This is a genomic window from Pseudarthrobacter oxydans, assembly GCF_034258515.1.
GTDB lineage: Bacteria > Actinomycetota > Actinomycetes > Actinomycetales > Micrococcaceae > Arthrobacter.
Genome location: NZ_CP139438.1, coordinates 1,381,790 through 1,408,091, shown reverse-complemented (window position 1 = coordinate 1,408,091; position 26,302 = coordinate 1,381,790). Strand labels below are relative to the sequence as shown.

The window sequence follows — 26,302 nt, the reverse complement described above, 5'->3', positions numbered from 1 at the left end:
CCGTCCAGGTGAACCAGCGCTGAAAGGTTGCCGATGGAACCCCACCGACGCACTGCCAACGATGTGAGCGCTGTGCACGGCAACCTGGCGGGAATTACCGATCCCGTCAGCCGTTTGAACGGTCACCGCCCCGCAGCCATGGACGCTGCTTCCTTCCACGCAGCGAGCCAGCGCATCCTCACGTCCGTTAATACAGTCATCGATGGGAAATCCGACGCCGCCAAACTGGCGCTGACCGTACTGCTGGCCCAGGGCCACCTGCTGCTTGAAGATGTCCCGGGCGTAGGGAAGACACTCCTCGCCAAGACACTGGCACGCACCATCGACTGCACCGTCAACCGGATCCAGTTCACCCCGGACCTGTTGCCGTCCGATGTGACGGGCGTGTCCATCTACAACCAGGCCTCCCGGCTGTTTGAGTTCCGTCCGGGGGCTGTCTTCGCCAACATCGTCATCGGCGACGAAATCAACCGCGCCTCGGCCAAGACCCAGTCCGCGCTGCTTGAATGCATGGAAGAGCACCAGGTGACGGTGGACGGCAACTCGTACCGGCTCGACGAGCCGTTCATGGTGGTCGCCACCCAGAACCCCATCGAAATGGAGGGGACCTACCCGCTGCCCGAGGCGCAACGGGACCGTTTCATGGCCAGGATCTCCATGGGATACCCGGACAAGGACGCCGAGATCGAGATGCTCGAAACGCATCAGGCAACCTCGCCCCTGGCCAAGGTTTCCGCTGTCGTCACTGCAGCTGAGGTGGCGGCCATGATCACCACCGTCCAGCAGGTTTACGTGTCCCAGGCTGTCAAGGAGTACACAGTGTCCGTGGGCAGGGCCACCAGGGAAAGCCCGCTGCTCCGGCTGGGTGCCAGCCCCCGGTCCATGCTGCAGCTGCTGCGCGCGGCGAAAGCCACCGCGGCCCTGGACGGGCGCGACTTCGTGCTGCCGGACGACGTCGTCCACCTCGCCGAAGCCGTGCTGGCACACAGGATCATCCTGGACCGGAAGGCCGCTGGTGCCGGGGAGACCCCCCACAGTGTCCTGCGGGGCATCCTGTCGCGCTTGCCCGTCACGTCCGGGACCGCTGGAGCCGGCACAAGGGCCCCTGCCCCTGCCGGCAGGACGGCTGCCCCGGTCACCGGCCTGGGCAGGAACCGCTAGGCGGCTACCCATGGCACTGCTGGACAAAGTGCCCCGGCACCTCTTCACCACCCGCGGCTGGGGCATGATCACCGCCGGGGGCATCGCCCTCGGAGCTGCGTACATCATGGGCCGCAGGGACTTGTTGACGTTGAGCGTGCTGCTCATAGTCCTTCCTTTGGTTTCCCTTGCCGGGATCCGGCTGGTGAAACCCAGGTTCCAGGTGTACCGGGAGTTCAACCCCTCCCCCGTGGAAACCTCCGCGCCCACGACCGTCCGGCTCGCGGTGGCCAGGACGGGAACCGGCAGCGGCCGGGCCACCATGGAGGAGCGGTTGCCTGCCCGCCTGGGCGAGTCGCCGGCATTCCGTTTCCCTTCCCGCTCCGCCACAGGGGGCACCAGCCGGTACGAGTACCACCTGCGCTCAGCCCGGCGCGGGCAGTTCCTCATTGGCCCGGTGACGGCTGAGTTCACGGACCCGTTCGGCCTTTCGCTGCACCGCCAGGCGATTGACGACGGCGACATCCTCACCGTGACGCCTGCCGCCGTCGTGCTTCCCCTGACCGGGCTGGCCGGCGCCCGGGGCAACGACGGCATCACGGCCACCAGGATCCGGGCCAATCCCAGCGACGACGACGTCATGACCCGCGAGTACCGGCACGGGGATCCCATGCGGCGGGTGCATTGGGCCGCCACTGCACGCCACGGCGACCTCATGGTGCGTCAGGAGGAGTCGGTCACCACCCCCGAGGCAACAATCGTCATGGACCACCGGTACAGCGCGTTTTCCGGGGGCTCCGCAGGTCCGGCCGGGCAGGCTGGCCAGGACGGGCCCTCCATGGCCAGCAGCGCGGCCTTCGAGTGGAGCGTTGTGGCGGTCATGTCGATCAGCGCGCACCTGGCGGAGCGAAACTACGCCCTGCGCCTGCTGGACACCGGCGGCGGGCCTGCCTTCCTGCACTCGCCGTCCGCTCCCGAACCTGATGTTGAGGAGTACAGCGGCGGTGCCGGGCTCCAGTCCATCGGAGAAAGCCTTGCGGCCATCCAGCTGACCGGATCCCACCACGCCCGCCGCGACAATGTCCTTCACGAGTGGGCGGCCCGGGCGGCCACTCGCGACCGCACGTCCCATGACCCGGGGCCGGAGGCTTTCGACGACCTCCTCATGGACAAGCTGTCCGCACACCGCATGCGGGGTCCGGTGATCGCGGTGCTCGGAACCATTAGCCGCATGGAGGCCCTTGCGCTTGCCCCGGCGGCAGGCTACGCCACCAATGCCTTTGCCATCATCGCTGCCGAAAGGCCCGCAGAGTACGCGGATGTCCTGGAGGTGCTCCGCCAGGGAGGCTGGCGGGCAGTGGCCGTTGCCCCCTCGGTTCCCGTAGCGGCGGCCTGGAGCCAGTTCGACCAGGACCTTGCCATACCCGCCCCGACCGCCGACGTCCGCCGCGGAACGGGGGTGTCCCGGTGACCATGGCACCAGCCCGCAGGCACGGAACAGACCTGCCGTCCGGGACGCCTGGTGGAAACCCCGCCGCCCGGCCCCCGGTGGGCGCCTACCCCTGGGCCATGGCCGGAGCGATCGCCGTGGCCGTGTGCGGTGCCGCCCTTTCGCTGAACGGCGTGCTCCGGGGCTGGGGCTGGTACTGGCCGGTGCTGACCACCGTCCTGGTGGTCAGTTTCACCCTGGCCGCCCTCCGGTCCCTGCGCGCGCAGCCTCTGCTCGTGACGGCCGGCGGGTTCCTTTCCCTGGGTGCCATCCTGACGCTGACTTTTTTCCGCAGCTCAAGCTTTGCCGGGCTTGTCCCCACCGGAGGCAGCTTTGCCGAACTGGACCGCCTGGTCCGGCGCGCCAGCGAGACTGTTCTCTCCGAGACCGCGCCCGTGGCGCCCAATGTAGGCATCGTCATGGTTGCCTGCGCTGTCCTGGGCCTGGCGGTGATCCTGGTGGATGCACTTGCGCTGCCGCTCGGCATGCCGGCCGCTACCGGGGTGGGGCTGCTGGCGATCCTGGTGGTGCCCGCGATGATCAAGCCGCAGAGCGTAGGCTTCTGGGGATTCGCCGCAACAGTTGCCGGATACCTGATGATCCTTGCCTGCAGCCAGTATTACGCCCCCGATGCCCGGCTTCAGACCGATGCCGCCCGGAGTCCGGGCCACCTGCGGCGTGCCGTTCTCACGGGGTCCGTTGCCCTCGCCGCAACCCTGGTGGCGCCCCTGGCCATTCCCGGCTTCGACCAGGGCACCTTCCCGCAAGGATCCCGCCTCAATCCGTGGGGCACGTCAACAGGACTGAACCCCATGATCACCCTGGGCAACAGCCTGCGCACTCCCGACGGAAGCGGGCGGATCACCTACGCCACCAATGCCGCCGCCCCGCTGTACCTGCGCTCGGTCACCGTGGACAATTTCGACGGCGAATCCTGGGGCCCCGACGACCGTGACGCTTCCCGCCTGCCGATGGGCGGCAGGATCGACCCTGGCTATACGGTGCTTGCCGACGAACAGCTCCGGCTGGTCACGGCCATCGACGCCGGCAGTTTCAACAGCCCCTACCTTCCCGCACCGTATGCCCCCGAAACGGTCCGCGGGCTCAGCGGCCGGTGGACCTGGGACCCGGCGACCTTGAGCATCAAGGGATCCGGCACCACAACATCACGAAGGCAGGAGTACCTGGTGACGTCCTCCGTGCCCAAACTGACGGCAGCGCTCCTGAATCAGTCCTCCGCAGCAGTCCAGGGCATCCCCGAGGACTTCACCCGGATCCCCGGCAACGTTCCCGACATTGTGCGCGCCACCGCCGATACCGTCGCCGGGACAGGCACGCCGTACCAGAAGGCGATGGCGATCCAGAAGTACCTGCGTTCGGCCGCGTTCACCTACTCACTGCAGTCTCCGGTGCAGGGCGGCTACGACGGCAACGGGCTCTCGGTGCTGGCTGACTTCCTCGAGCAGAAGAGCGGATACTGCATCCATTACGCGTCCGCCATGGCCGTCATGGCGAGGCTGGAAGGTATCCCCAGCCGGATCGCCGTAGGCTACGCCCCCGGCAGGCTCACGGGTGCCACCGTTTCCGTGGCCGGTCAGGGAGCGCTGCCCGAATATGAGGTGGATGCGCGTGATGCCCACGCGTGGCCGGAACTTTACTTCCAGGGCCTCGGCTGGGTGCCCTTCGAGCCCACTCCGTCCCGCGGTGTGGTCCCCGAATACGCCACGGAATCATCGGTATCTGCCTCCCCCGACGCACTGGACAACAACCAGGACCTGGTTCCCGGCGCCACGCCCGCTCCCGTTCCTGCACCCAGCACCACTCCCCTGCCCGCCCCCGGCGGTGGCGGCGGAGGCGCTGACGCCGGCGTCCAGCTCCTGCCGTGGCTCCTGGGCGCCGGCGGCGTCCTGGCGGTGGCGCTCCTTGCGGCCGCCCCCAGGATGGTTCGGGCGGGAATCCGGGCACGGCGGCTCCGGCCGCAGGACCCCGGCAAGGCCGTGCCCATGGGATGGCGCGAACTGCTGGATCTCGGCACCGACTACGGACTGCCCCCAGGCGCCAGCGAGACACCCCGGGCCTATTCGGCGCGGCTCCGTGGCACCCTGCTGGGAGACCCGGAAGGCGTGGACCGGCCCGCGCACCAGGCAGCCGCTGCCCTCACGGAAGAGTTCGAACGCCACAGCTACGGCCGCCCGCCCCGCACCATACCGGAACAGGATACCGATGACGCAAAGTCCCAGTCCGCCCGGGACAGGGCAACGGCCATGGCAGCCGAAGTCGGGGCCGTGGAAGAAACACTGCGCGCCAATGCTCCGCTCAGGCGGCGGCTGCAGGCCGCCTGGGTGCCGCCGTCGGTCATGGGCGGCCTGGGGCGCTTCCTCGCCGCCCCGTTCCGCTCCACTGGCCGCGCCATTGGCCGAGTCCTGGCCAGGACGGCAAAAGCCGCCGCACGCTCCTGGCCTGTTCCTTCCAGGCCCGGACCGCGCGACGGCGTCCACCGGCGAAGCGGGGGCTGACCGCTACCAGCCCGTCGACTTATCCGGCGTAGGGATCGGCGATGCCGATGTACTGCGTGTAGAGGTACTCCTCGATGCCTTCGAGGCCGCCCTCACGTCCCAGGCCGGACTGCTTGACTCCGCCGAACGGGGCAGCCGCGTTTGAAATGACGCCGGCGTTCAGGCCGAGCATGCCGGTCTCGAGGCGCTCGCCCATCCGGATGCCGCGGTTCAGGTCCTTGGTGAAGACGTAGGCCACCAGCCCGTATTCGGTGTTGTTGGCCAGGCGGACGGCGTCGTCCTCGCTGCTGAAGGTGATGATCGGGGCCACGGGGCCGAAGATTTCCTCGGACAGGATCCGGGTGCCCTCCGTGACCCCGGACAGGATCGTGGGCTGGTAGAAGTAGCCCGGACCCTCCACCGGTCCGCCGCCCACGATGGCTTTCGCGCCGGAGGCAACAGCGTCGGAGACCAGTTCATGGACCTTGTCCCGGCTCTTGGCATCAATAAGCGGGCCCACTTTGGACTCAGGCTCGGTGCCGCGTGCGGTGGTCATGTCCTTCATTTTCGCGGCGAACTTCTCCGCGAACTCGGCGGCGATGGACTCGTGCACGATGAAGCGGTTCGCTGCCGTGCAGGCCTCCCCCATGTTGCGGAGCTTGGCGAGCATCGCCCCTGCGACGGCGGCATCCAGGTCAGCGTCCTCGAACACCACGAATGGGGCGTTGCCGCCCAGCTCCATGGAGGTGCGCAGGACTGTTCCGGACGCATCGGCGAGCAGGCGGCGGCCCACTTCCGTGGAGCCGGTAAACGAGAGCTTCCGCAGCCGGGAGTCCTTGATCAGCGGGCCGGTGGTGGCACCTGCCGTCGAGGTGGGGATGACATTCAGCACGCCCGCCGGCAGGCCGGCTTCCATCATGACGGCGGCAAAGAGCTGGGAGGTCAGCGGGGTAAGGTTCGCCGACTTCAGGACCATGGTGCAGCCGGCGGCGACAGCGGGGGCGATCTTGCGGGTGGCCATGGCCAGCGGGAAGTTCCAGGGCGTGATGAGCAAACAGGGGCCCACCGGCTTCTTGGTCACGAGCAGGCGCGACTTGCCGTCCGGAGACACGGAGTAGCGGCCGAAGGCCCGGACGGCTTCCTCCGAGAACCACCGCAGGAACTCTGCGCCGTAGGTGACCTCGCCGCGGGCTTCGGCCAGCGGCTTGCCCATTTCCATTGTCATCAGCAACGCGAAGTCCTCGGCGCGCTCGGTCACCAGTTCAAAGGCACGGCGGAGGATTTCGCCCCGCTCGCGGGGAGGAACCTTCGCCCAGGACTCCTGCGCGGCGGCGGCCGCGTCCAGGGCTGCGGCACCGTCCTCGGGCCCGGCGTCGGCAAGGCTCAGCAGCACCTTCCCGGTGGCGGGATCTTCGACGTCGAAGGTCTTCCCGGAGATGGCATCGCGCCATTCGCCGTTGATGAGCAGGCCAGTGGGGATAGTGGCCAGAAGGGCGCTTTCGCGGTCTGCGGAAACGGCCGGCTGTGCAGTGACAGTCACGATGACTCCCTCGTCAGTAGGGTTGGTGCAGCCCGTCGGCAGCGGCCGGAGTGACCGGGCCCATACAGGCTGGATTACTGCCAGACTACTGCGGCGGCTTCACGCTGGTCTACGCCGTTGCGCACTGCCGGTCCGCGCTGGTGCTGTGCAGCTGCACAGCCGGTGCGGGTGCGGCCAGGGATTCTCAGCGGGCCGCCAAAACGGCTGAATAGAGCTCCCTCTTGCTCACCCGGACGTCCTCCGCGACGGCTGCAACGGCTTCCTTGAGCCGGATGCCCTGGGCCACGAGTTCGTTAACTGCCGCCACGTGGTCCTCCGGCGTCCCTGCCGCCTGGTCCGGCGCACCGCCCAGGACAACGGCGATCTCTCCCCTGATCTCCGTGCTTTCCGCCCAAGCCAGAAGTTCACCGAGGGTGCCACGGATTACTTCTTCATACGTCTTGGTCAGTTCGCGGCACACCGCACCGGGACGGTCCGGCCCGAACCGTTCGCGCAGTGCCCGGAGCATGGCCTCCAACCGGTGCGGCGCTTCGAAGAACACCATGGTCCGCTGCTCGCCTGCCAGGTCCGCGAGCCGCGAGGCCCTCTCCCCTGCCTTCCGTGGAAGGAAGCCTTCAAAGCAGAACCGGTCCGTGGGCAGGCCGGACAACGCCAGGGCGGTGAGCACTGCCGATGGCCCTGGCACGGCGGTGACCGTCAGGCCCGCCGCCACGGCACCTTGCACCAGCCGGAACCCGGGGTCCGACACCGAGGGCATGCCGGCGTCGGTGACCATGACCAGGGTGTTCCCCGCCCGAACCTGGTCCAGCAGCTCGGCGGTCTTCGCGGCCTCATTGTGTTCGTGGTAGCTGATGATCCGTCCGGCCACGGTCACGCCGAGGCTCTGGACCAGGCGGTGCAGCCGGCGCGTGTCCTCGGCGGCCACGATGTCAGCGGTTCCCAGCAGCTCCACCAGCCTTGCGGAAGCGTCCCCGGTGTTGCCGATTGGAGTGGCGGCAAGCACGATGCGCCCTGGAGTTGCCGGGCCGGAATCTGGAGGGGTGCTGGGGTTAGGGTCCACGCCACCAGCCTACTGCTGCGGAGGACTGCCGGCCGCAAACGGTAGCATGGGGCTCGTGACGCAGACCTCGACGCGGCCGGGCGGGACCGGACACGCCGCCCCCGCAGCAGCAGGCAGCGAAACACGGGGGACCCCGGGCGGTCCGGGGAGTACCGCAAAACGGCCGTGGGTCAGCCGCCCCGCCGAGGCGTTCACGGTGGAATCCCTCACAGCCAGGCTCCTCGGCAGCGTCCAAACATGGCGCGACTACCCGCCGTCGCTGCGGCTGTGGCTCCTGCTGGTTCCCGTCCTGGCTGCCCTCGTCGGCGGGATCCTGCGGCTTGTCCGGCTCGAGGCGCCGCCCAAGCTGGTCTTTGACGAAACGTATTACGTGAAGGACGCGTACTCCTACCTGATCAGCGGCTACGAACGCAGCTGGCCGGACAAGGCCAATGACGCGTTCAACTCCGGAAACCCCGGAGTGCTGCTGGAGTCCCCCGAGTACGTGGTCCATCCGCCCGTGGGCAAGTGGATGATTGCGGCGGGCATGTGGCTTTTCGGCCCTGACAACCCGTTTGGGTGGCGCTTCTCCGCCGCGCTGACCGGCACCCTGTCCATCCTGCTGCTGTCGCTGATCGCCCTGAAGCTGTTCCGGTCCCTTCCGCTGGCCGGAGCCGCGGGACTCCTCCTGGCCGTGGACGGCCACCACCTGGTGATGTCCCGGACCTCGCTGCTGGATATCTTCCTTATGTTCTGGGTTCTCGCCGCGTTTGGCGCCCTGCTGCTTGACCGGGATGACGGCCGGCGCCGGCTCGCGGTTCGGCTGGCCCGTGCTGCCGCAGGAAACGGCGGCATCCCCACGGCGGCCCACCTGCTCTCCGGCCCCTGGCTGGGCGTCCGCTGGTGGCGGGTAACGGCAGGAATCTGCCTGGGGCTCGCAATCGGGACCAAATGGTCCGGCCTGTTTTTCCTGGCCGGGTTTGGACTGCTCACCGTCCTGTGGGACCTGAGCGCCCGGCGCGTGGCAGGCATCCGCGGCTGGATCAGCGGAGGCGTCATCAAGGACGGCATCCCGGCATTCCTTAGCACCGTTCCGGTGGCCGGTGTCGTCTACGCGGCCACGTGGACAGGCTGGTTCCGGTCCGAACATGCGTACTTCCGCCGGTGGGCCGAGGGCAACCCCTCCGCCGAGTGGGGCTGGCTGCCAGACTCTGTCCGCTCGCTGGCCCATTACCACCAGGAGGCCTACACGTTCCACCAGGGCCTGGGCTCGGAGCACCCGTACGAGGCATCTGCCTGGAGCTGGCTGGTACTCGGCAGGCCGACGTCGTTCTTTTACGAATCGCCCCAACAGGGCACACCCGGCTGTGCAGTGGAAAAATGCACCTCTGCGATCCTGTCCGTGGGAAACCCGCTGATCTGGTGGGGTGCGGCGATAGCCCTGGTGGTCCTCCTGTTCTGGTGGGCCGGGCGCCGGGACTGGCGCGCCGGAGCGGTGCTGGCCGGCGTGGCCGCAGGATACCTGCCATGGTTCCTGTACCCCGAACGGACCATGTTCTACTTCTACGCGGTCTCCTTTGAACCGTTCCTCATCCTGGCCCTGACATACTGCCTGGGGCTCGTCCTGGGCAAGGCCGCCGACCCGCCCTGGCGCCGCCGCTCGGGGCTCTACCTGGTTGCCCTTTTCGTGGCGGCCGCCGTCCTCCTGTCGGCTTTCTTCTATCCTGTCTGGGCCGCCGAAACCATTCCCTACGAGGACTGGAAAGTCCGGATGTGGATGCCGTCCTGGATCTAGGGCAGGATGGCATCAGACCCCCAACGGAGCCGCTGCCGCGGCGTGGCAGCGGAAACGGAGACCTGATGTGAGAGAAGCGAGCACCGAACTGCTGGTTGAGCTTGACGCCGCCAGCAATGTGACTGACCTGCTGCTGGAGCAGCATGAGGCCAACCCTGCGCACGCCCTGTACCGCAGGAAGGGGCCCAACGGCTGGGTTGACGTCACAGCCCACAAGTTCCTGCAGGATGTCAGCGCGTTGGCCAAGGGCCTCATCGCCGGCGGCCTTGAGCCGGGCGACGCCGTGGCCGTGATGTCCCCCACCTCCTACGAATGGACCCTGGTCGATTTCGCGATCTGGTTTGCCGGCGGTGTGACGGTCCCCATCTACGAGACGTCCTCCGCACGCCAGGTGGAGTGGATCATCCAGGACGCCGGCGTGCGCCGCGTCTTTGCCGGCGACCGGGCCACGGTGGACCTGGTCACCACTGTGCTCGAGGGCTCCTTCCTGCTCCGGGACCGGCTGGTCAACGTAGTGCGGATGGATTACGACGGCGAAGCACCGGACCTTGCCAGCCTCGCCGCTGCCGGCGCGGGGGTTACCGACGCGGAGCTTGAGCGGCACCGCAGCCGGGCCGGCCTGGCGGACGTCGCCTCCCTGGTATACACGTCGGGCACCACGGGAAATCCCAAGGGCTGCGAGATCACGCACGGAAACTTCGCCCTGGTGGCGAAGAACATCGTGGCGTTCCTTCCGGAGCTGCTGCTGCAGGACCAGGCCCGCACCCTGATGTTCCTGCCCCTGGCCCACGTCCTTGCCCGTGCCGTCCAAGTGGTGTGCCTCGCCGCCGGGGCCACTCTGGGCCATACCCCGGGAGCCGCCCGGCTCCTTGAGGACCTGGGCACGTTCCGGCCCACTTTCCTGCTGGTGGTGCCGCGGATCTTCGAAAAAGTCAGGGCCACCGCCGCCCACAAGGCTGCCCTCTCGGGCAAGGCCTGGCTCTTCCGGGCTGCATCGGCCACGGCCATTGAGTTCTCGCAGGAAGAGGATAAGCGGAACCGCGGGAAGGGCAGCGGCCCCGGGCTGCTGTGCCGGGTGCGCCATGGAATCTTTGACCGGCTGCTGTATCCCCGCCTTCGGCAGGCCCTGGGCGGACAGGTCGGGTACACCGTATCCGGGGCCAGTCCGCTGGCCCTGGAGGACGCCCACTTCTTCCGGGGCGCCGGCATCCCGGTACTGGAAGGCTACGGGTTAACCGAAACCACGGCGCCGTGCACCGCCAACACCCCGTCGCGTACCCGGGTGGGCTCAGTGGGGATACCCATCCCCGGCACCACCATCCGGGTGGCGGAAGACGGTGAAATCCTGGTGAAGGGAATTGGCGTCTTCAAGGGCTACCACGCCAACCAGGCCGCGAATGCCGAGGCTTTTGTGGACGGTTTTTTCCGGACCGGCGACCTCGGGGAACTGGATCCGCAGGGGTTCCTCACCGTGACGGGCCGTAAGAAGGACCTGCTGGTCACTGCGGGCGGCAAGAATGTGGCACCGGGCCCTCTCGAGGAAAAGATCCGTTCCCATCCGCTGGTGGCGCATGCGGTTGTGGTGGGCGATGGGAAACCCTTCGTCTCGGCGCTGGTCACCCTCGACCCCGAGGGCGTGGACAACTGGCGTTCGGAGCAGGGCCTGCCCGCCCTCTCAGCCAGCGACGCGATCAAGGACCCGGACGTCCTCGCGGCAGTCCAGGATGCGGTGGACCAGGCGAACCTGCTGGTGTCCAAAGCCGAGTCCGTCCGGAGCTTCTCGCTCCTCGATGCCCAGTTCACAGTGGAGTCGGGACACCTGACCCCGTCCCTCAAACTGAAGCGGGCCGCCGTCGTGCGTGACTACGGCGACGAGATCGCCAAGCTGTACGCCTGACCCCGTCCGCCCGGGCTGTATGGAGCCGGCTGCCCGGACGGCGATCCTGTCCCGGTTACTCCTGGCCTGCGGCGGGAACCGGTTCGTCCTTCACCAGTCCGCGCCGCCGGCGGGTGGGCCAGGTGAGGATGAGCGTCAGGAGCGCTGTCAGGAGAACCAGGGCGGCGATCACCATCCCGGCATCAATCCAGAACTGGCCTGGGAACAGCCGGATCAGGGTGTCATCCATGCTGAAGGTCCAGGTGCCGTCGGCGAAGAAGATCCGGTGGAACTCGGTAAAGAACTGCTGCCAGCCCAGGAACGCCAGCGTCCCCAGGCCCAGGATGAGGACTAAGGTGACGATGGAGCCGGCGAACAGCCCCCGCCGGACGCCCCCGGTGCTTCGTTTGCGGAGGTAGAGGACGGCGATGAGGCCCAACAGGAGCAGCAGGACACCTGCGCCGAAGGTTGAGAGGATCACCAGTTTTACGTCCGCCATGTGGCTGACTTCGCCGTCCTTGAACAACTTGTCGCCGCCGCGGTGCACCAGGTCGCCCAGGTAGCGCGGGCCGGACCAGTTGCTGAGGTAATCCACTGCGTAGGAGCCGTAGGTCATCCGGTCGTCCGTGCTGAACCCGTACCCGTCGCCGGGGAATCCGGGGCGGTTGTATTCCACCCACAGGAACAGCGGACTGGTCACCGCCCGGACAGCCAGGATCAGCAAAGTCACCGGGAAGAAGACAGCAAGCAACACCTGCATGACGCGCGGCGCCACCGGCTTGGCGTTCGCGGCACTCTCACGTTGGGCATTGCGGCGCTCCACCTCTTCCTCCGGCGGGCGGACCTGCAGCGCGGACGTGGCAAGGGGCTCCCTGAAGACCGGGGAACTGCCGTCGCCGTCGGGGTCGGCGGCGGCTTCGGCTGCTTTCCGGTCCGCCCTGGTCTCAGCCCGGCCGGTCCCTTCCGGAACCCTTGATGTGGCTTCAGCGCCTGCGGAGCCGGCGCCTTTCGTCCCGGCCGTGCCGCTGGAAGCGGGGGAACCATCTGCGGTGGCGGTGGGAGTGGCGGAACCGTCAGCGGTGGATGGGGCCGGGGCGCCGGAGGCTGGGGCGGCCGAGGACCCGGATGCTGCGCTGGAACTGCTGGCTGCACTGGAACCGCGCCCGGGGGTCAGCCAGGAAAAGGCGGGCTCGTCGGAGTCCCGGGAGGTATCCAGGAGGGGTTCCGGCTGCGGCTCCGGGCTTTTGGCGCGGGCCGGTGTTTCGTCTTTCACAGCAGGTCACTTCCGTCGAATGTCCGCGCCGGGCCGGGGTCAGCAGGCGCGCTTTATCTGTTGACGAGCCTACCGTCCGCGCCTTCGGCTGGGCGAGGAACCACCCCGGTCGGATTACAACGATTCAGGCAGCGATTTCCGGGTAGCCCGCGTCCTCACGCCGGAGGTCCCCGCGTTCTCCGGCCAGGTAAGCCGGCCTGCCCCACTTCAGCACGTAGAACCAGTACGCAGCCAAAACTGCGGCGCCGATGGCAATCTTGGCCCACACCGGCAGTGCACTGGGAGTGACAAATCCTTCCACCAGCCCGGAGACAAACAACACCAGGACCAGGCCAAGGGCCACGGTGATCAGGGACCTGCCTTCCTCGGCCACCGCCCTTCCCCTGGTTCTCGGTCCCGGTGAAACCATCGCCCAGAAGATCCGCAGGCCGGCGGCACAGGCGATGAAGACTGCAGTGAGTTCCATCAGGCCGTGCGGCAGGATGTAGCTGAAGAAGACGTCGGTTTTGCCGGCAGCGGCAAAGATACCGGCGGCGACCCCCACGCCCTGGGCGTTGCTGAACAGGATCATCGGAACCCAGAAGCCGGTGATCCCCAGGGCGACAGCCTGTGCGCTGATCCAGGCGTTGTTGGTCCACACGGCGCCTGCAAAGGACGCAGCCGGGTTCTCGGAATAGTAGTTGATGAAGTCTTCCTCGACGTACTGCCGGGCCGCGGCCTCGGACGCCACTGCCCGCAGCGCTTCCGGGGACGTGCCAATCCAGAGTGCGTACGCCGCACCGATGAGGGCGAAGGCCGTGCCGCAGGCAAGCGTGAGCCAGGTCAGCCGATAGAACGCAGCCGGAAGTGCGACCACGAAGAACCGTGCCAGGTCCGCCATGGGATTGGACCGCGCGCCGGTGAACCGTGTCCTCGCCTGGGCGAGGGTGGCGGACAGCGAGGCGGAGAGCCCGCTTTCGGGGGCAACCGAGCGGATCAGGGACAAGTGCGCGGACGTGGACTGGTACAGCGCCAGCAGTTCATCGGCCTCGCGGCCGCTGAGCCTGCCCTTGGAGGCAAGCTCGTGCAGCCGTGCCCACTTGTCCGCGTTGACAGCGGAGAAGGCGTCCATATCCACGGGACCAGCCTAGCGCTCCGGCACTAGACTGTGAGCGACCACACCGTAAGCCTCGAGAACGGGAAAAACCTGTGAGTTCGATTGTCACCGGCGAGGCCGTGGTGCTGGAACTGCGGCCGGCGTCCTTTGCGGCCCGCGCCCTTGGCCTGCTCCTTGATGTTGCCTTCAGCGTCATCCTGCTGGTGGCGATCCTGATTGGCCTGTCCGCTGCCGGTGAGGACCTCGACGAGGCGGCCACGCGCGCCCTGATCCTGGTGGCCGTGGTCTTTTGCCTGGTGATTGTTCCGGTAGGTGTTGAAACGCTCAGCCGCGGCCTGTCCCTGGGGAAGCTGGCCACCGGCCTCCGGGTGGTTCGGGAGGACGGCGGCGCCATCCGTTTCCGGCATGCAGTCATCCGCGGCCTGACCGGATTCCTGGAGATCTACCTGACTTTTGGCGGGATTGCGCTGACCGTTGCGCTCTTCAATGACAAGTCACGCCGGCTGGGTGACCTCATGGCCGGAACCTATGCAGTCCGTACGCGCGTCCCCGTGGAGCAGCCGGTGCCGGTCTTCGTTCCGCATCGGCTGAAAGCGTGGGCAGCCGCCGCCGATATCGGACGGATCCCTGATGCTACGGCCCGCAGGGCTACGCAGTTCCTCCGCCAGGCAGGGCGGATGGCCCCCCTGTCCCGCTCTGAAATGGCCGCGTCCATCGCCACCGAACTGTCCGCCCACGTGGCTCCGCCCCCTCCCGCCGGTACCGGGCCGGACGACTACCTTGCCGCCGTCGTGGCTGAACGCCGCAACCGGGAGCTGACCCGGCTGGCCCAATCGCGCCGGCGCAACACCGAGACGGGCGAGCGGCTGCAGCGGCTGCCTTTCGGCAGCTGACCGTCAGTTGTCGTACTCACTCCATGGAATGTTCCAGTCGCCGAACCCGTCGTCGTGGGCGGCGTAGTCGCCCTCGGTGTTCACGATCTGCACCACATCCCCGGTGCCCATGTTGTCGAAGACCCAGGCAGCGCCGTCGGGAGCGAACCCGATGCAGCCATGCGAGACGTTCGTGTTGCCAATGAACGGAAAGGCCGACTCAAGGGCCTGGTGGATGTAGGCGCCGCTGAGGGTGAGGCGGATGGTGTATTCCACGTCGACGTCACCGTAGTAGGCCGGATCGTCGGGTTTCAGGCCGATGCTCGAGGCCCGGAAGTGGTCGAACCGCTTCTTTTCCATCAGCACGCCATAGCCACGGGCCGACGGGAAGCGCTTGTCCCCCATGCTCACCGGCAGGGTCTTCACCACCTGGTCATTGACGCTCAGCGTGAAGGTATGCGCGGCGGCGTCGGCAACTGCCACCTTCTTGTCGCCGATCGAGACGTTCACCTTCTTGTTGAAATTGGCAATCTGGCCGTTGCCCAGGTCCACGCCGAAGAGCTTCATATCCATGCTGATGGTGGAGTTGGCGGCCCAGAAGGTCTCTGGCCGGTACCGGACCATGGTGTCGCTGTACCAGTGGAACGCTCCCACCTGGCCGGCGCTGCTGGTGATGGTGATGGCCTTTTCCACGGCTTCGCGGTTGACCACCGGCTCGCTGAAAATGACCTGCAACGGCTGCCCGACGCCGACTTTCATGCCATCAAGCGGGTAGATGGCAGCGTCCGCCTCGTGCGTGCTGGATACCGTGCTGAAGGACTGCGTGGTGCTTGTTTCGCGGCCCGCCTGGTCCTTGACGACATACGTGTAGCTGTAGTCGGTGTTGAACTTGAGCGGTCCGGCCGCAGACCAGCCGGTGCCCGCGGCGTCAATGCGGCCCTCGACGATTTCACCTGAGGTACTGGTCAGGGTGACCCGCTCGATGGTGCCGTTGGTTACCTTCAGCGACACCGGGGCCGCCGGATTTACCTGCTTGGCGCCGCCGGCCGGAACGGCGTCGGACTTGACGGGAGCAATAACCGGCGAGGCAATGCCGGGGGAAGTCCTGATGGCGGATCCCGCCTCGGATTCGATGGCACCCCGGGCGATGCCCGGCGCAACCGCAGCTAAAACGCCACCGATGGCGGCGAGGACACACACGGCCACCACGAGGAGGATTTTCTTGAGGCGTCCCGGACGGCGGGACTGGACTTCGGGCTCCATATGTTTGATCCTAGGCGCAGAAAGTAACGGCCCGGGCGCAGTGGGCGCCCGGGCGCTTTACTTCTTAGTAACGATAATGCTCGGGCTTGTATGGGCCGGCGACGTCAATGTCCAGGTACTCGGCCTGGTCCTTGCTCAGCTCGGTCAGCTCAACGCCCAGGGCATCCAGGTGCAGGCGGGCCACCTTTTCGTCCAGGACCTTGGGCAGCACGTAGACCTGGTTTTCGTATTCGCGTTCGCCTTCGGGCTGGTCCTTCTTGGTCCACAGCTCAATCTGCGCAATGGTCTGGTTGGCAAACGAGTTGCTCATGACGAAGGACGGGTGCCCGGTGGCGTTGCCCAGGTTCAGCAGCCGGCCTTCGGAAAGGACGATGATGGACCGGCTGGCCTCGCCTGTGGCAGGGTCCTGCTCGAAAACCCATTCGTGGACCTGCGGCTTGATTTCGACCTTCTTGATGCCGGGGACCCTCGCGAGCCCCGCCATGTCGATCTCGTTGTCGAAGTGGCCGATGTTGCCCACGATCGCTTTGTTCTTCATGCCGGCCATGTGCTCCGCCATGATGACGTCCTTGTTGCCCGTGGTGGTGATGAAGATGTCACCCTGCGCGAGGACAGACTCCAGCTTGGCCACCTGGTAGCCGTCCATCGCGGCCTGCAACGCGCAGATGGGATCAATTTCGGTAACGATGACCCGCGAACCCTGGCCACGCAGCGCTTCCGCGGCGCCCTTGCCGACGTCGCCGTAGCCGCAGACGACGGCGACCTTGCCGCCCATGAGCACATCCGTGGCGCGGTTGATCCCGTCCGGGAGCGAGTGGCGGATCCCGTATTTGTTGTCGAACTTGCTCTTGGTGACGGAGTCGTTGACGTTAATGGCCGGGAACAGCAGCTTGCCCTGTTCAGCGAGCTGGTACAGGCGGTGCACGCCCGTGGTGGTTTCCTCGCTGACGCCCTTGATGGTGGCAGCCGTCCGGGTCCACTTCTTCGGATCCGCGGCCAGGGAGCGGCGGAGGACCTCAAGGAAGATTCCGTACTCTTCCGAATCAGTGGGATCAGCGGACGGCACGTTGCCCGCTGCCTCGAACTCCACACCCTTGTGCACCAGCATGGTGGCGTCGCCGCCGTCGTCCAGGATCATGTTGGGTCCCAGTTCGGGATTGGACTCCGCGCCCGGCCAGGTAAGGATCTGCTCGGCGGTCCACCAGTACTCTTCGAGGGTTTCGCCTTTCCAGGCGAACACCGGCACACCCTGAGGGTCCTCCACGGTGCCCTTGCCGACCACCACGGCGGCGGCGGCTTCGTCTTGGGTGGAGAAAATATTGCAGGAGGCCCAGCGGACCTCCGCGCCCAGGGCCGTGAGGGTTTCAATCAACACCGCTGTCTGCACTGTCATGTGCAGTGACCCTGCGATTCGGGCGCCCTGGAGCGGCTGGGTGGGCCCAAACTCCTCGCGCAGCGACATAAGCCCCGGCATTTCGTGCTCGGCAAGGCGGATCTGGTGGCGGCCGGCTTCCGCCAGGGAGATGTCGGCAACCTTGTAATCAAAAGTCATGGATGGTCCTTAATTCGTTCCGGAGGCTGAGTCATGTTGGTCAGATCCTGCCGCGGAGGCTGCAGCGAGCAGCTCCGGGGGCAGGAGCAGCGGTATGCCGTCCTCGATGGCGTAGCGGGGCTTGACCCCGGATTCCGCAGCGACGGCGGCAACCAGTTCCTCGCCTTCCTGCACCAGGGGCGAACCGGTCACGGGACAACGCAGGACGGACAGCAGTTCGGGACTGATCTTGGGCATTTATTGGTGCTCCCTGGCGGGCGCGCTCGCGCCGGTAGCGGACTGATGTGCAGCTTCCAGCCTACCGCCACATGGATGTCAGGAGGGTTCACGCAGGACGCGCAAGTGTCCCCTGCGGGTGCCTTCGGCGCCGGCCGGCGCCTCAAGGGCTGAATGGGGGCCGCGCTGCGCCGGCGGCTGCTTCGCCTGGTTGGGCAGGGCCGCAGCATCCCGGACGGCATTCGCAAGGGCGAGCAGGTCATCAGGGCCGGGCTGCTGGGGAGTCGACGGCATCGCCAGCCGCAGGACCTCCCAGCCCCGCGGGACCGTCAGGGAGCCTGCGTGCTGCTCGCACAAATCGTAACAATGCGGCTCGGCGTACGTGGCCAGCGGACCGAGGACTGCTGTGGAGTCTGCATAGACGTACGTCAGGGTGGCCACCGCTGACTGGCGGCAGGCAGATCTTGAACACTGACGGATAGCTCCCACGACATCACAGACTACTCCGTATCGCGGCCAAAACGGCGCATTGCTACCCCGGGGCCGCCGCGTCCGTGCCCCAGGCAGAATGTATCGCGTAAATGTTCCGCCGGGTTTACAGTCAATGTATGCAGTCATCGAACCAGAAATCCGGTTTCACGGTCCGGTTGGCTGATCCGGATGCCCGCAGGGATTTAGGGACCGGCTCACCGGGCAAGAGCTTCGCAATGCGCCGGCGCAACCGCCACGGGCGCGGGCTCCGCGGGGAAGTGGTGCTCCCGACCCATCCCGGCTACCGGACCCGCTCGGACCGCTTTGATGACATGGTGATGGATTCCGCCCAACGGCTTCACGACATCTGGGGCAAGACGCTGGACGGGGTCCGGTTTGGCGTGGACGAGATCCCCCCGGACCTGGAGCAGCTGGCAGCCAGCACTTCCCCCGCTCCCATGGGCTCCTATACTCCCGCTGCGGACGGGGAAGGACCCATGATTACCGTGTACCGGCGCGTGGTGGAACAGGCGAGCCCCGGCCCGGAAGAGCTCCAGGACCTGATCCACGATGTCGTTGTGGAGCACACCGCCGAGATGCTCGGAGTGGCTCCGGAGACACTGGACCCGGTCTACCGCCGCCGGTACTGAACCGGCCGCAGCGGCTGTGCCGCCGGCCTAGTGGCTGAGCGTCACGGGCACTGTTTCCTGGCCGGCGGCGGCCGCCAGGAACGCCAGCGTTGAGACGTCGTTCCTGCCATCCTGCTGAACCAGCACAGCGCCGTACGCGGCATCTCCGGATGCGGAAACTACGTAGCCCACGACGCCCACGTCCTCAACCTTGTCCGGCACCGCTATGGAAGACGTGGTTCCGCCGGCAATATCGGCGGTGGACGGGGTCCGGACTTTGCCGTCCGATGTGATGGCGGAATAGGTGATGGTGGCCCTGGCGTCCAGGGCGCCGAAGATCAGGCTGCGGCTCCCGCCCTGGGGAACCGGAACCACGTGCTGGCTGCCCAGCCTCACCCCTGACGCTGCCCAGGCGACGTCCGACGGCCGGTCTTCCTGGAGCCCCCGGGGGATCCGCGTGGCGGCGACGAACGAGACATCCGAGGACGCGGCCACCGTGTACTGCCCGGCGGGGACACCAGCGAGCGAGACTTCGGTGACGGCGCCTGCCTTTGCCGTAATGACGCCCCCGGAGGGCAGGGCCTTTTGGCCGTCCCGGCCGTAGAGCTTGACCTCCACCACTGCGTCCGACGGCCCCGGAACCGTCAGCTGAAGTGCCGGGCCGGCATCCCCATACCCTGGCTTCCCGGTCAGCTGGGCCAGCCCGGCGGGGTCCTGGATGTCCACGCCCGTCATCACCTGGCGCACAGCGGGAGCTGCTCCCGGCGCAATGAAGTCCACTCCCCCGGGGGTAAGGCCGCGCAGTACGCCCTGTTGGATCACGGCCGCGACGGGACCGCCGGCGCTGCGGATGTGGACACTGAGCTGCGGCTCCCCGGGCGCAAGGCCTGCGAGGACCACGGATCGGGAGGTGCCCGGAGCGACAAGCAGGCCGCGGCTGCCAGGCGCCTGGATCTGCCCTTGGGCGCCAAAAAGTTCCAGGCTTACGGTCGCCGGCGTGGTGGAGGCATTTGTCAGCACCAGCACGGACGCCCGGCCCACGGTTGTGCTCGCCCCTGCAAGCCACTGGTCGTTGGAGGGCGGCTGGCAGTTGGATGCTGCGGTGCCCTGGAGATCCCCGTCTGTGGCAGTGAACTTCATCACCGCCGCGGCCGATGCCTTCTGGTTTGCCAAGGCGTCGGCGCTCAGTACGCTGGCCTTTTCCACGGGACGGGCTGCCACCACTCCGGCCAGGAGTTCCTGGGGCGAACCGGCAGAAGCAGCCTGGCCGGGCTCCTTGGAAATTTCGACGGCGGTTGTCCCGTCCAGCTGCGACAGCCGGCTTGCCGGCAGCACTCCCGCCGAGCCGAGGACCGCCGCTGTGACAGAAGTGGCGGCCGTAGCGGACACCGGACTGAACTGGGGATCAGTTCCAGCCTCGGTGCCTTCCAGCAGCCGGGCCGGTCCCGGGCACACACCCAGGCTCGTCCCGGCGGGAACAGCTACTGCCGGGGCGGCCACCGCACGGCTGGAATCCGCCTGTGGCAGGAGGGATCCACCCGCTACCACTGCCCCCGCTCCGGCGAGGATCACTGCCGCCGAAGCGAGCCCCGCCAGCGCCGCTTTGCGTCCCGGTACTGAAGCCCGCCGGAACGAACGATGGTCAGTGTCCGAGGTGCTTTCGGCGCCCGTTGCGCTTTGCGCCCCGCCGGAGGCCAGGGCTTCCGGCGCTTCAGCGGGCGGAGTGTGCTCATGCATTCTGGTGTTCCTTACGCAGGGAGCCCTCGTCCCGTGAAAGGCCGGTCCGTGTCCTCCGGGCGGGCATCGGGATGGCGAGCAGGACCGTCAGGCCAATCACCGTGACCTGCGCTACGGCCGTCCACAGCGCCCAAGGGTTCTCATAACGGATGGTCAACTGTCCTCCGGAGGCAGGGAGCGTGAAGGCCTGGGCCCAGCCCGAGGTGGTTGCCGTGAGCCTGCGGCCGTCGATCCAGGCGCTCCAGCCCGGATCCGCGCGTTCTGCCAGGACCACAAGGCGCCCTTCCGGGCCGGCACCCACGGGGGCGTCGACGTCCGTGTAGGCGGAGGGAACCAAGCCGATGGAAGCACCGCCTGCGTCCACGATCCGCACCCGGTGCGCAACATCGGCAGCCTCCAGTACCGGCTGGTTCAGCGGGGTGATCCGCCAGAGCCATCCCACGTCGGTCTGGCCTACCGCCACAAGTCCGGGTACAGCATCCATCCTGCTGGCTGTCAGTTGCGCCGCGGTGTCCGCTGAGCGCAGCACAATGAACCCGACGCCGAGCTGCTCGAGGTCGTTCCGCGGGTCCACGCCCTGGCCTGCAACAAGGGTGGCCACCACGCGGCGGACGGCGGCGGCGACGTCATCATCCTCGCGTACTGACTCTGCCCCCGGCGCACCGATGATGTTCCGTGCGGACGCAATGGCCGAGAAACTGTCCAAGGTGGTACCGGCGCCCCGCATCAGGGTCGCATCGAAAGTGCCGTTGTCCCGTGTACTGATCAGCAGGGTGCGGGTCTGCTCCGGCCCCGTGCCGCGGTCGATCGCGGTAGCCGGGAGGGTCCGCGGGGTGGCGGGCTCCACCAGGCGGGGAGCTCCGAGCGCGTCAGCGTCGTCGGCAACGCCCGTTGCCGTGGCACCGGCGCCCGCCGGGCCCGTCCCCGCGGCGGCCGTCGCAGGGCGAAGCAGGTTCTGGGCGGACCAGGCCGCCATTCCCGCCAAGGGGCCGGCCAGCAGGAGGACCATGCTGACGGCAGCAACTGACCGCAGGGCAGTCCTGTGCTTGGTGGTGCTGCTGGCCACAGCTTTGTCGGTCATGGCCAGGAGTTGTTCGGCACCCAGGATGCCTGCGGCCAGGAGTGCGAAGGCCGCGGCCGAGACGGCCGGCCCGGTGAAGGGGGTCACCATCGTTTCCGCGCTCAGTCCGGTAGCCACGTGGCCTGCCAGCCAGCCGCCTGCCAAGGCAATGATGCCGGCCACCCAGAAACACCTCACTGTCCTGGCGCGGTGTCCGGGGACCAGCAGCCCGGCAACGGCCAGGGCGAGCACCGGGACCGCCCCCAGGAGCGCCAGCAGCAAGGCCCAGGGGAATGGGCCGCCGGTGAAGTGGGGAAGCCCCTCAAGGCCGCCCTGCGGATCAAACTGCAGCGGCTGTCCCAGCAGCTGCTGCCACAAAGGTGCAGCGTCAAAGGCCAGCGGCGGGCCGGGATCCGCCAGCAACGCCCTCGGCCTGTCGAGCACGGAGATGCCGAAGGGAATGAAAAGGGCCGCGGCAGGCAGCAGGGCCCACCAGACCGTGCGCCCGCGGCGGCCGAGCAGGAGGCCGCAGAGCACGATGACCACGGCGGCCGGAGCCAGGAGCGACGGTGCCGACGCGGCAACAACGGCCAATGTAAGGCCCGCGGCCGCGGCAGCGGTCCAGGACGGCGTGCCGTTGATGCCGGGCCGGGCCGGCGGCCTGTCGCCGAGGCGGCCGTCGGCAGGGGCAGGCAGTGTGAAGCGGCCGTGCCCTATTGCAGAGCCGGTGGCCCGCAGCAGCGCAAGGACCAGCAAGGGAAGCATGATGTGGGCAACCAGTGCGCCGGCCCGGCCCTGGTTAAGCGCCACCTGGAGGGCAGGGGCGGCAGCCCAAAAGACCGCTGCGGCCAGCCGCAGGCGGCGCCGGACTGTCAGGCCTCCCGCAGCGAACCACGCCGTCAGCCCGGACAGCGGAGTTGCGAGCAGCAGCAGCCAGGCGATGGCAGGGTTGGCGTCGCCCCCGCCGAGTACGCCCAGGATCCACAGGACGTATCCAAAGGGGTCTCCCCGCCCGGGCAATCCTGCGCCGAGCGTGATCCACCAGCTTGAGGCGTGGTGCCACAGATCGCCGAGCTCGCCGGAAACGGGAATGAGGGCGCCACCGGTTACGGCGTCGGCACGGAAAAGTCCCGTAAGGGCCAGCATTGACGCGACGGATGCGATGATGACGGTGGCCAGGGCGCCGTTGCCCACCCAACCGCGTTTTGAGGTGGCAAGGGCCGCGAAGTCGTCCGACGCATCCCCCGTGGGTTGGTGCGCCAGTGGATCCTGCTCGAGGTCATCGGCAGGTGAATTGTCCGAGCCGAGCGCCTCCATCAGGGACCGGCGGTGGCTCCAGACCTCGCGCCTGGGCGTTTGGAGCTTGCGGATCACCGACCTGCGGATCCGGCGGGTTTGGCGGGCGCTGCGTCGGGCCTTGGCCACGGCGCGCGGCCTGCCGAGGGCGGCGCAGGTAGCAACCAGCTGGGACAAGCCGTGGCCGGGGTCTTTTACCAGAATGCTGAGCACCAGCTTGAACAGGCTGCCCAGGAGGGCCCCTGTTCCATGGACGGGTACCATCCACAGCGGCGAGTGTTTCAGGCGCAGATGGACCTGGGCTTTCCGGGCGGCTGCGGCATTGCCCAGCGCGTGCGGCCGGTGCGCGACGTGGAACATCCTGGCCGCGGGCACCACCACAACGCGGTGCCCTGCCAGCCGGTTGCGCCAGCAGAAGTCGACGTCATCGCCGCTGCCGGGCAGGGCGGGATCGAAACCGCCCAGCTGCTCCCAGATGTCGCGGCGAACCAGCATTCCGGCGGAATTGACCGCAAAGGTGTCACTGCGCCCGTCGTACTGTCCCTGGTCCAGTTCGTCGGCGTCGATCAGGGTGAGCCGTTCGGCCCACCGGCTGGTGGACAGGCCGACGTCGATCAACTTGCGTCCGGCGTCCCAGTCCAGCTGCTTGCAGCCGGCTACGGTGACGGAAGGCGCGCGTTCGACGGCGCTGAGCAGCTCGGCGAGGGCCTGCGGTGCGGGTGCTGCATCGTCATGAAGCAGCCAGATCCACTCGGCCTTGCCGCCTGCATCGCTTCCGCGCCATGGCGCCAGTTCAGCCAGGCCGGCCAGCACCGCCGCCCCCATGCCGCCTTTACCCCGCTGCTGGCTGACGACGTGGGCCGTGCCCAGGGCCTGCTGGAGAAGGGCCTTGGAATCATCCCGGGATCCGGTGTCGACGCCAATGGCGTAGTCCACGGGCCGGGTCTGGTCCGCAAGGGCTGCGAGGGTTCTGGGCAGATAGGCACTGCCGTTGTGGGCGACCACAACGGCAGTGACATGGACATCCTGGTGAATTAGATTGCTCGCTTCCTAAGCCGCCGGCGCTCGCGCTCGGAAAGGCCTCCCCAAATGCCAAACCGTTCGTCGTTCGCCAACGCGTACTCCAGGCATTGCGAACGCACGTTGCAGGCCCCGCAAACCTTTTTTGCGTCGCGGGTGGAGCCGCCTTTTTCAGGGAAGAATGCCTCGGGGTCAGTTTGGGCGCACAACGCGTCCGTTTGCCAGCCCAGCTCGCCCTCGTCGTCGAAATCCTGCTGGAAAGGCAGTCCGATCCATACGGGCTGGGTGGCGCCTCCTGCGGCAAGCTCCATGGGAGGGTCGAGTTCATCCTCCGGCTCGGCGCCGCCGTCCAACAGGGCCTCGTGCGCGGCGAGGAAGGCAGTGGCCTGGTCCTCAAGGGCGCCCCCGGCGTTCCTGTTGTACCGCTCGGCGGCATGGGGGTCGGCCGGGTCAACGTACCAGTCGCTCGGCACCCCCCGCGCGCGGTATTTTGCCGTTGCCTGGCCGGCCACGACGGCATCTTCCTGGATACGCTCTGCTTGCCCCATGGCGACCCTCCTGATGTTGCAGCCCCTGCCTGGATACGTGGCACTCGGTTGTGTGCCGGCATTTACGCAGTTGCCTTTAGTTATCTAATTACACGTGTGTAACTTGGGCGAGTCAAGCCGCTGCCGGATAATAATCACTCTGGATCACGAATAAGGCGTACGCCACGCCCGGTAATTTATTACGACCGCGCGGTGCAGGAGTCCGGCAGCCCGAACCGACGGCCCTGAACCCTCAAATTCACCGCCGTTTGCCGGAAAATAGCCGCAATCCCAAGAAATAGCAAGCACGCTGAGCATCTGGTGTGAGATATCTCACGCCGTGTTACGGGACGGGCCCTTGAGCGCTGCGCCGGCGGAGGCCGGCAAACCGTGGTCCAAAGACCTTCGCCGGTGGCAGGATGTAGCCATGACCAACCCGGCAGCCGACCTCATGGCAACCCTTCGTTCAGGCAACTCCACCGCCCCGCGCCTCACCTGGTACGGCCCCGGCGACGAGCGCGTCGAGTTATCCGGCCGGGTGCTGGACAACTGGGTTGCCAAGACCAGCAACCTGCTTCAGGACGAACTGGACGCCGCCCCCGGCATGCGGCTCGGCCTGGAACTGCCGGCGCACTGGAAGTCGATGGTCTGGGCACTTGCCGCCTGGCAGCTCGGGATGCAGACGGTCCTTGACGGCAGCTCGGCGGATTACCTGGTCACCGCCGATCCGGGAACAGTCGAGGGAAGGTACGACGCCGTCATCGCCGTCGCGCTGCCTGCGCTGGCCATGCGCTGGCCGGGTGAGCTGGGCACTGGCTATATCGACTACGCGGCGGAAGTCCGCTCCCACGGCGACGTGTTCATGGCCCACGCCGAAGCTGATCCTTCAGGCTGCGCGATCGTGGCCAGCGACGGCCGGCGCCACCTTCACCGGGACCTGCTCGACGGCTTCGCGGCACCCCATGAAGAGGGCGTGCGGCTGCACATCCCTGCCGGGAACGGCCTCGAGGCTGCCCTGTCAAACGCCCTCGGCGCCTGGCGGCGCGACGGCTCGGTGGTGGTAACCCACCCGGACGTGCAGCTGACGGACAAACTGCTCGCAGCGGAACGCATCCACGGCAGCTGAGCTGCCGGGCCGGCTAAGCCTTGCCCTGGCCTTCGGCCGAGGTTTCCCGCTCGACGGCGACGGCGTGCTCCGTGGTGCGGCGGTCGTGCTCCTTGGCGTGGTGGTGCAGCTCGATGAGCTCGTGGTCGTGGGAAAACTCCGGCTCCTGGTCCAGTTCCTGGTTGAACACCAGGAACCGGTAGGCGAAGAAGCGGACAACAGTGGCCACCAGGATGCCTACTATTCCAGCGAAGAACAGCATGTTCTTGTCCGTCACGCCCATACCGTACTTGGCGAGGGCCGTGAAGCCGGTGGAGATGCCGATGCCGATCCCGTTGATGAGGACGAACATCAGGAATTCCCGGAGCACGTTGGCCTGCCGGCGGTGCCGGAAGGTCCAGAGCCGGTTGGCAATCCAGGAGAACACCGTGGCCACCGAGGCGCCGACAAACCTTGCCTTGGCCTCGCTGTCGGTCATGGGGCCGTGCATGAGGTAGTAGGTCAGGCCGTTGTCGATGACGAACGCAACGCCGCCAACAGCTCCGAATTTGGCTACTTCACGCCAAAAAAGGGACGCGAGCCCCCGGATACGGTCTGCAAGTGCGGTAAACATGGCCCTCCATGGCTGTCTGAAATGTGGGCCATCGGGCCAGACGCCTATTTTAGCCCCCAAACCTGCGTGGCAGCCTCCCCAACCTGCGCCGGGGCCTTCGGCGGCCGAAACACTCCTGCCGCCGCGGACCGGAAACGTGGGATACCGGGCGGTCTTCGGTAGGCTGGCAATGTGACTTTTCCAGTAATAGGCGTGGTG

Annotated in this window: 20 protein-coding genes; 8 read left to right on the top strand and 12 right to left on the bottom strand. The window is 67.4% G+C overall.

Annotated features, from left to right (window positions below; translation table 11 throughout):
* Positions 1-33 precede the first annotated feature (33 nt).
* The 3 genes from SMD14_RS06455 to SMD14_RS06445 are packed head-to-tail and all read left to right on the top strand — an operon-like array spanning position 34 to position 5,145.
* The gene (locus SMD14_RS06455; RefSeq protein WP_157238713.1) at positions 34-1,161 is read left to right on the top strand and encodes a MoxR family ATPase; all 1,128 of its coding nucleotides are present in this window, start codon (positions 34-36) and stop codon (positions 1,159-1,161) included.
* A gap of 10 nt (positions 1,162-1,171) precedes the next feature.
* The gene (locus tag SMD14_RS06450) at positions 1,172-2,611 is read left to right on the top strand and encodes a DUF58 domain-containing protein (protein ID WP_157238714.1); all 1,440 of its coding nucleotides are present in this window, start codon (positions 1,172-1,174) and stop codon (positions 2,609-2,611) included.
* Positions 2,608-5,145 (top strand): DUF3488 and transglutaminase-like domain-containing protein, encoded by a 2,538-nt coding sequence (locus SMD14_RS06445; RefSeq protein ID WP_409339713.1) that lies wholly within the window; start codon positions 2,608-2,610, stop codon positions 5,143-5,145. Before SMD14_RS06450 ends, SMD14_RS06445 begins: the two co-directional genes overlap by 4 nt.
* A gap of 19 nt (positions 5,146-5,164) precedes the next feature.
* Here SMD14_RS06445 and SMD14_RS06440 read toward each other — a convergent pair whose 3' ends face one another.
* Complete coding sequence (locus SMD14_RS06440; RefSeq protein WP_321215751.1) at positions 5,165-6,664, bottom strand: NAD-dependent succinate-semialdehyde dehydrogenase; 1,500 nt, start codon at positions 6,662-6,664, stop codon at positions 5,165-5,167.
* Positions 6,665-6,848: 184 nt separating this feature from the next.
* Complete coding sequence (rsmI, locus tag SMD14_RS06435; RefSeq protein WP_321215750.1) at positions 6,849-7,724, bottom strand: 16S rRNA (cytidine(1402)-2'-O)-methyltransferase; 876 nt, start codon at positions 7,722-7,724, stop codon at positions 6,849-6,851.
* 46 nt (positions 7,725-7,770) lie between these two features.
* On the opposite strand from rsmI, the gene SMD14_RS06430 reads away from it, so the two are divergent.
* A complete protein-coding gene (locus SMD14_RS06430; protein ID WP_321215749.1) occupies positions 7,771-9,498 on the top strand; it encodes a phospholipid carrier-dependent glycosyltransferase in 1,728 nt (575 codons plus the stop codon).
* A gap of 67 nt (positions 9,499-9,565) precedes the next feature.
* Positions 9,566-11,395, top strand: a complete 1,830-nt coding sequence (locus tag SMD14_RS06425) for an AMP-dependent synthetase/ligase (protein ID WP_321215748.1) — start codon at positions 9,566-9,568, stop codon at positions 11,393-11,395.
* A 55-nt stretch (positions 11,396-11,450) separates the two neighbouring features.
* On the opposite strand, the gene SMD14_RS06420 is transcribed toward SMD14_RS06425, so the two are convergent.
* Together SMD14_RS06420 and SMD14_RS06415 are read right to left on the bottom strand one after the other, a co-directional pair.
* A complete protein-coding gene (locus SMD14_RS06420; protein WP_321215747.1) occupies positions 11,451-12,647 on the bottom strand; it encodes a TIGR01906 family membrane protein in 1,197 nt (398 codons plus the stop codon).
* A gap of 124 nt (positions 12,648-12,771) precedes the next feature.
* A complete protein-coding gene (locus tag SMD14_RS06415; RefSeq protein WP_321215746.1) occupies positions 12,772-13,764 on the bottom strand; it encodes a stage II sporulation protein M in 993 nt (330 codons plus the stop codon).
* 71 nt (positions 13,765-13,835) lie between these two features.
* On the opposite strand from SMD14_RS06415, the gene SMD14_RS06410 reads away from it, so the two are divergent.
* The gene (locus SMD14_RS06410; protein WP_321215745.1) at positions 13,836-14,636 is read left to right on the top strand and encodes an RDD family protein; all 801 of its coding nucleotides are present in this window, start codon (positions 13,836-13,838) and stop codon (positions 14,634-14,636) included.
* Positions 14,637-14,639: 3 nt separating this feature from the next.
* On the opposite strand, the gene SMD14_RS06405 is transcribed toward SMD14_RS06410, so the two are convergent.
* From SMD14_RS06405 to SMD14_RS06390, 4 genes are all read right to left on the bottom strand, one after another.
* On the bottom strand, positions 14,640-15,878 hold the full coding sequence (locus SMD14_RS06405; protein ID WP_321215744.1) for an Ig-like domain-containing protein: 1,239 nt from the start codon (positions 15,876-15,878) through the stop codon (positions 14,640-14,642).
* A gap of 64 nt (positions 15,879-15,942) precedes the next feature.
* Positions 15,943-17,430: an adenosylhomocysteinase gene (gene ahcY, locus SMD14_RS06400; protein WP_157238716.1), complete on the bottom strand. Its 1,488-nt coding sequence runs from the start codon at positions 17,428-17,430 to the stop codon at positions 15,943-15,945.
* 9 nt (positions 17,431-17,439) lie between these two features.
* Complete coding sequence (locus tag SMD14_RS06395) at positions 17,440-17,667, bottom strand: Trm112 family protein (RefSeq protein ID WP_104997233.1); 228 nt, start codon at positions 17,665-17,667, stop codon at positions 17,440-17,442.
* A 78-nt stretch (positions 17,668-17,745) separates the two neighbouring features.
* Positions 17,746-18,135: a DUF3499 domain-containing protein gene (locus SMD14_RS06390; protein WP_321215743.1), complete on the bottom strand. Its 390-nt coding sequence runs from the start codon at positions 18,133-18,135 to the stop codon at positions 17,746-17,748.
* Positions 18,136-18,254: 119 nt separating this feature from the next.
* Between SMD14_RS06390 and SMD14_RS06385 the strand changes: the two genes are divergently transcribed.
* Positions 18,255-18,767, top strand: coding sequence for a metallopeptidase family protein (locus SMD14_RS06385; protein WP_321215742.1), 513 nt, complete (start codon positions 18,255-18,257; stop codon positions 18,765-18,767).
* Between the two features lie 27 nt (positions 18,768-18,794).
* On the opposite strand, the gene SMD14_RS06380 is transcribed toward SMD14_RS06385, so the two are convergent.
* The 3 genes from SMD14_RS06380 to SMD14_RS06370 are packed head-to-tail and all read right to left on the bottom strand — an operon-like array spanning position 18,795 to position 24,407.
* Positions 18,795-20,483 carry a DUF5719 family protein gene (locus tag SMD14_RS06380; RefSeq protein WP_321215741.1) on the bottom strand — a complete coding sequence of 563 codons (1,689 nt, stop codon included), beginning with the start codon at positions 20,481-20,483 and terminating at the stop codon, positions 18,795-18,797.
* The gene (locus SMD14_RS06375; RefSeq protein ID WP_321215740.1) at positions 20,476-23,844 is read right to left on the bottom strand and encodes a glycosyltransferase family 2 protein; all 3,369 of its coding nucleotides are present in this window, start codon (positions 23,842-23,844) and stop codon (positions 20,476-20,478) included. The genes SMD14_RS06380 and SMD14_RS06375 overlap by 8 nt, the downstream gene beginning before the upstream one ends.
* Before the next feature lie 29 nt (positions 23,845-23,873).
* Positions 23,874-24,407, bottom strand: coding sequence for a WhiB family transcriptional regulator (locus SMD14_RS06370; RefSeq protein ID WP_157238719.1), 534 nt, complete (start codon positions 24,405-24,407; stop codon positions 23,874-23,876).
* Between the two features lie 406 nt (positions 24,408-24,813).
* Between SMD14_RS06370 and SMD14_RS06365 the strand changes: the two genes are divergently transcribed.
* Entirely contained in the window at positions 24,814-25,512 is a 699-nt protein-coding gene (locus tag SMD14_RS06365; protein WP_157238720.1) for a TIGR03089 family protein, read from the top strand.
* A gap of 13 nt (positions 25,513-25,525) precedes the next feature.
* Here the strand turns inward: SMD14_RS06365 and SMD14_RS06360 are convergent, their stop codons facing one another.
* Complete coding sequence (locus tag SMD14_RS06360) at positions 25,526-26,104, bottom strand: GtrA family protein (protein ID WP_157238721.1); 579 nt, start codon at positions 26,102-26,104, stop codon at positions 25,526-25,528.
* Positions 26,105-26,302 lie beyond the last annotated feature (198 nt).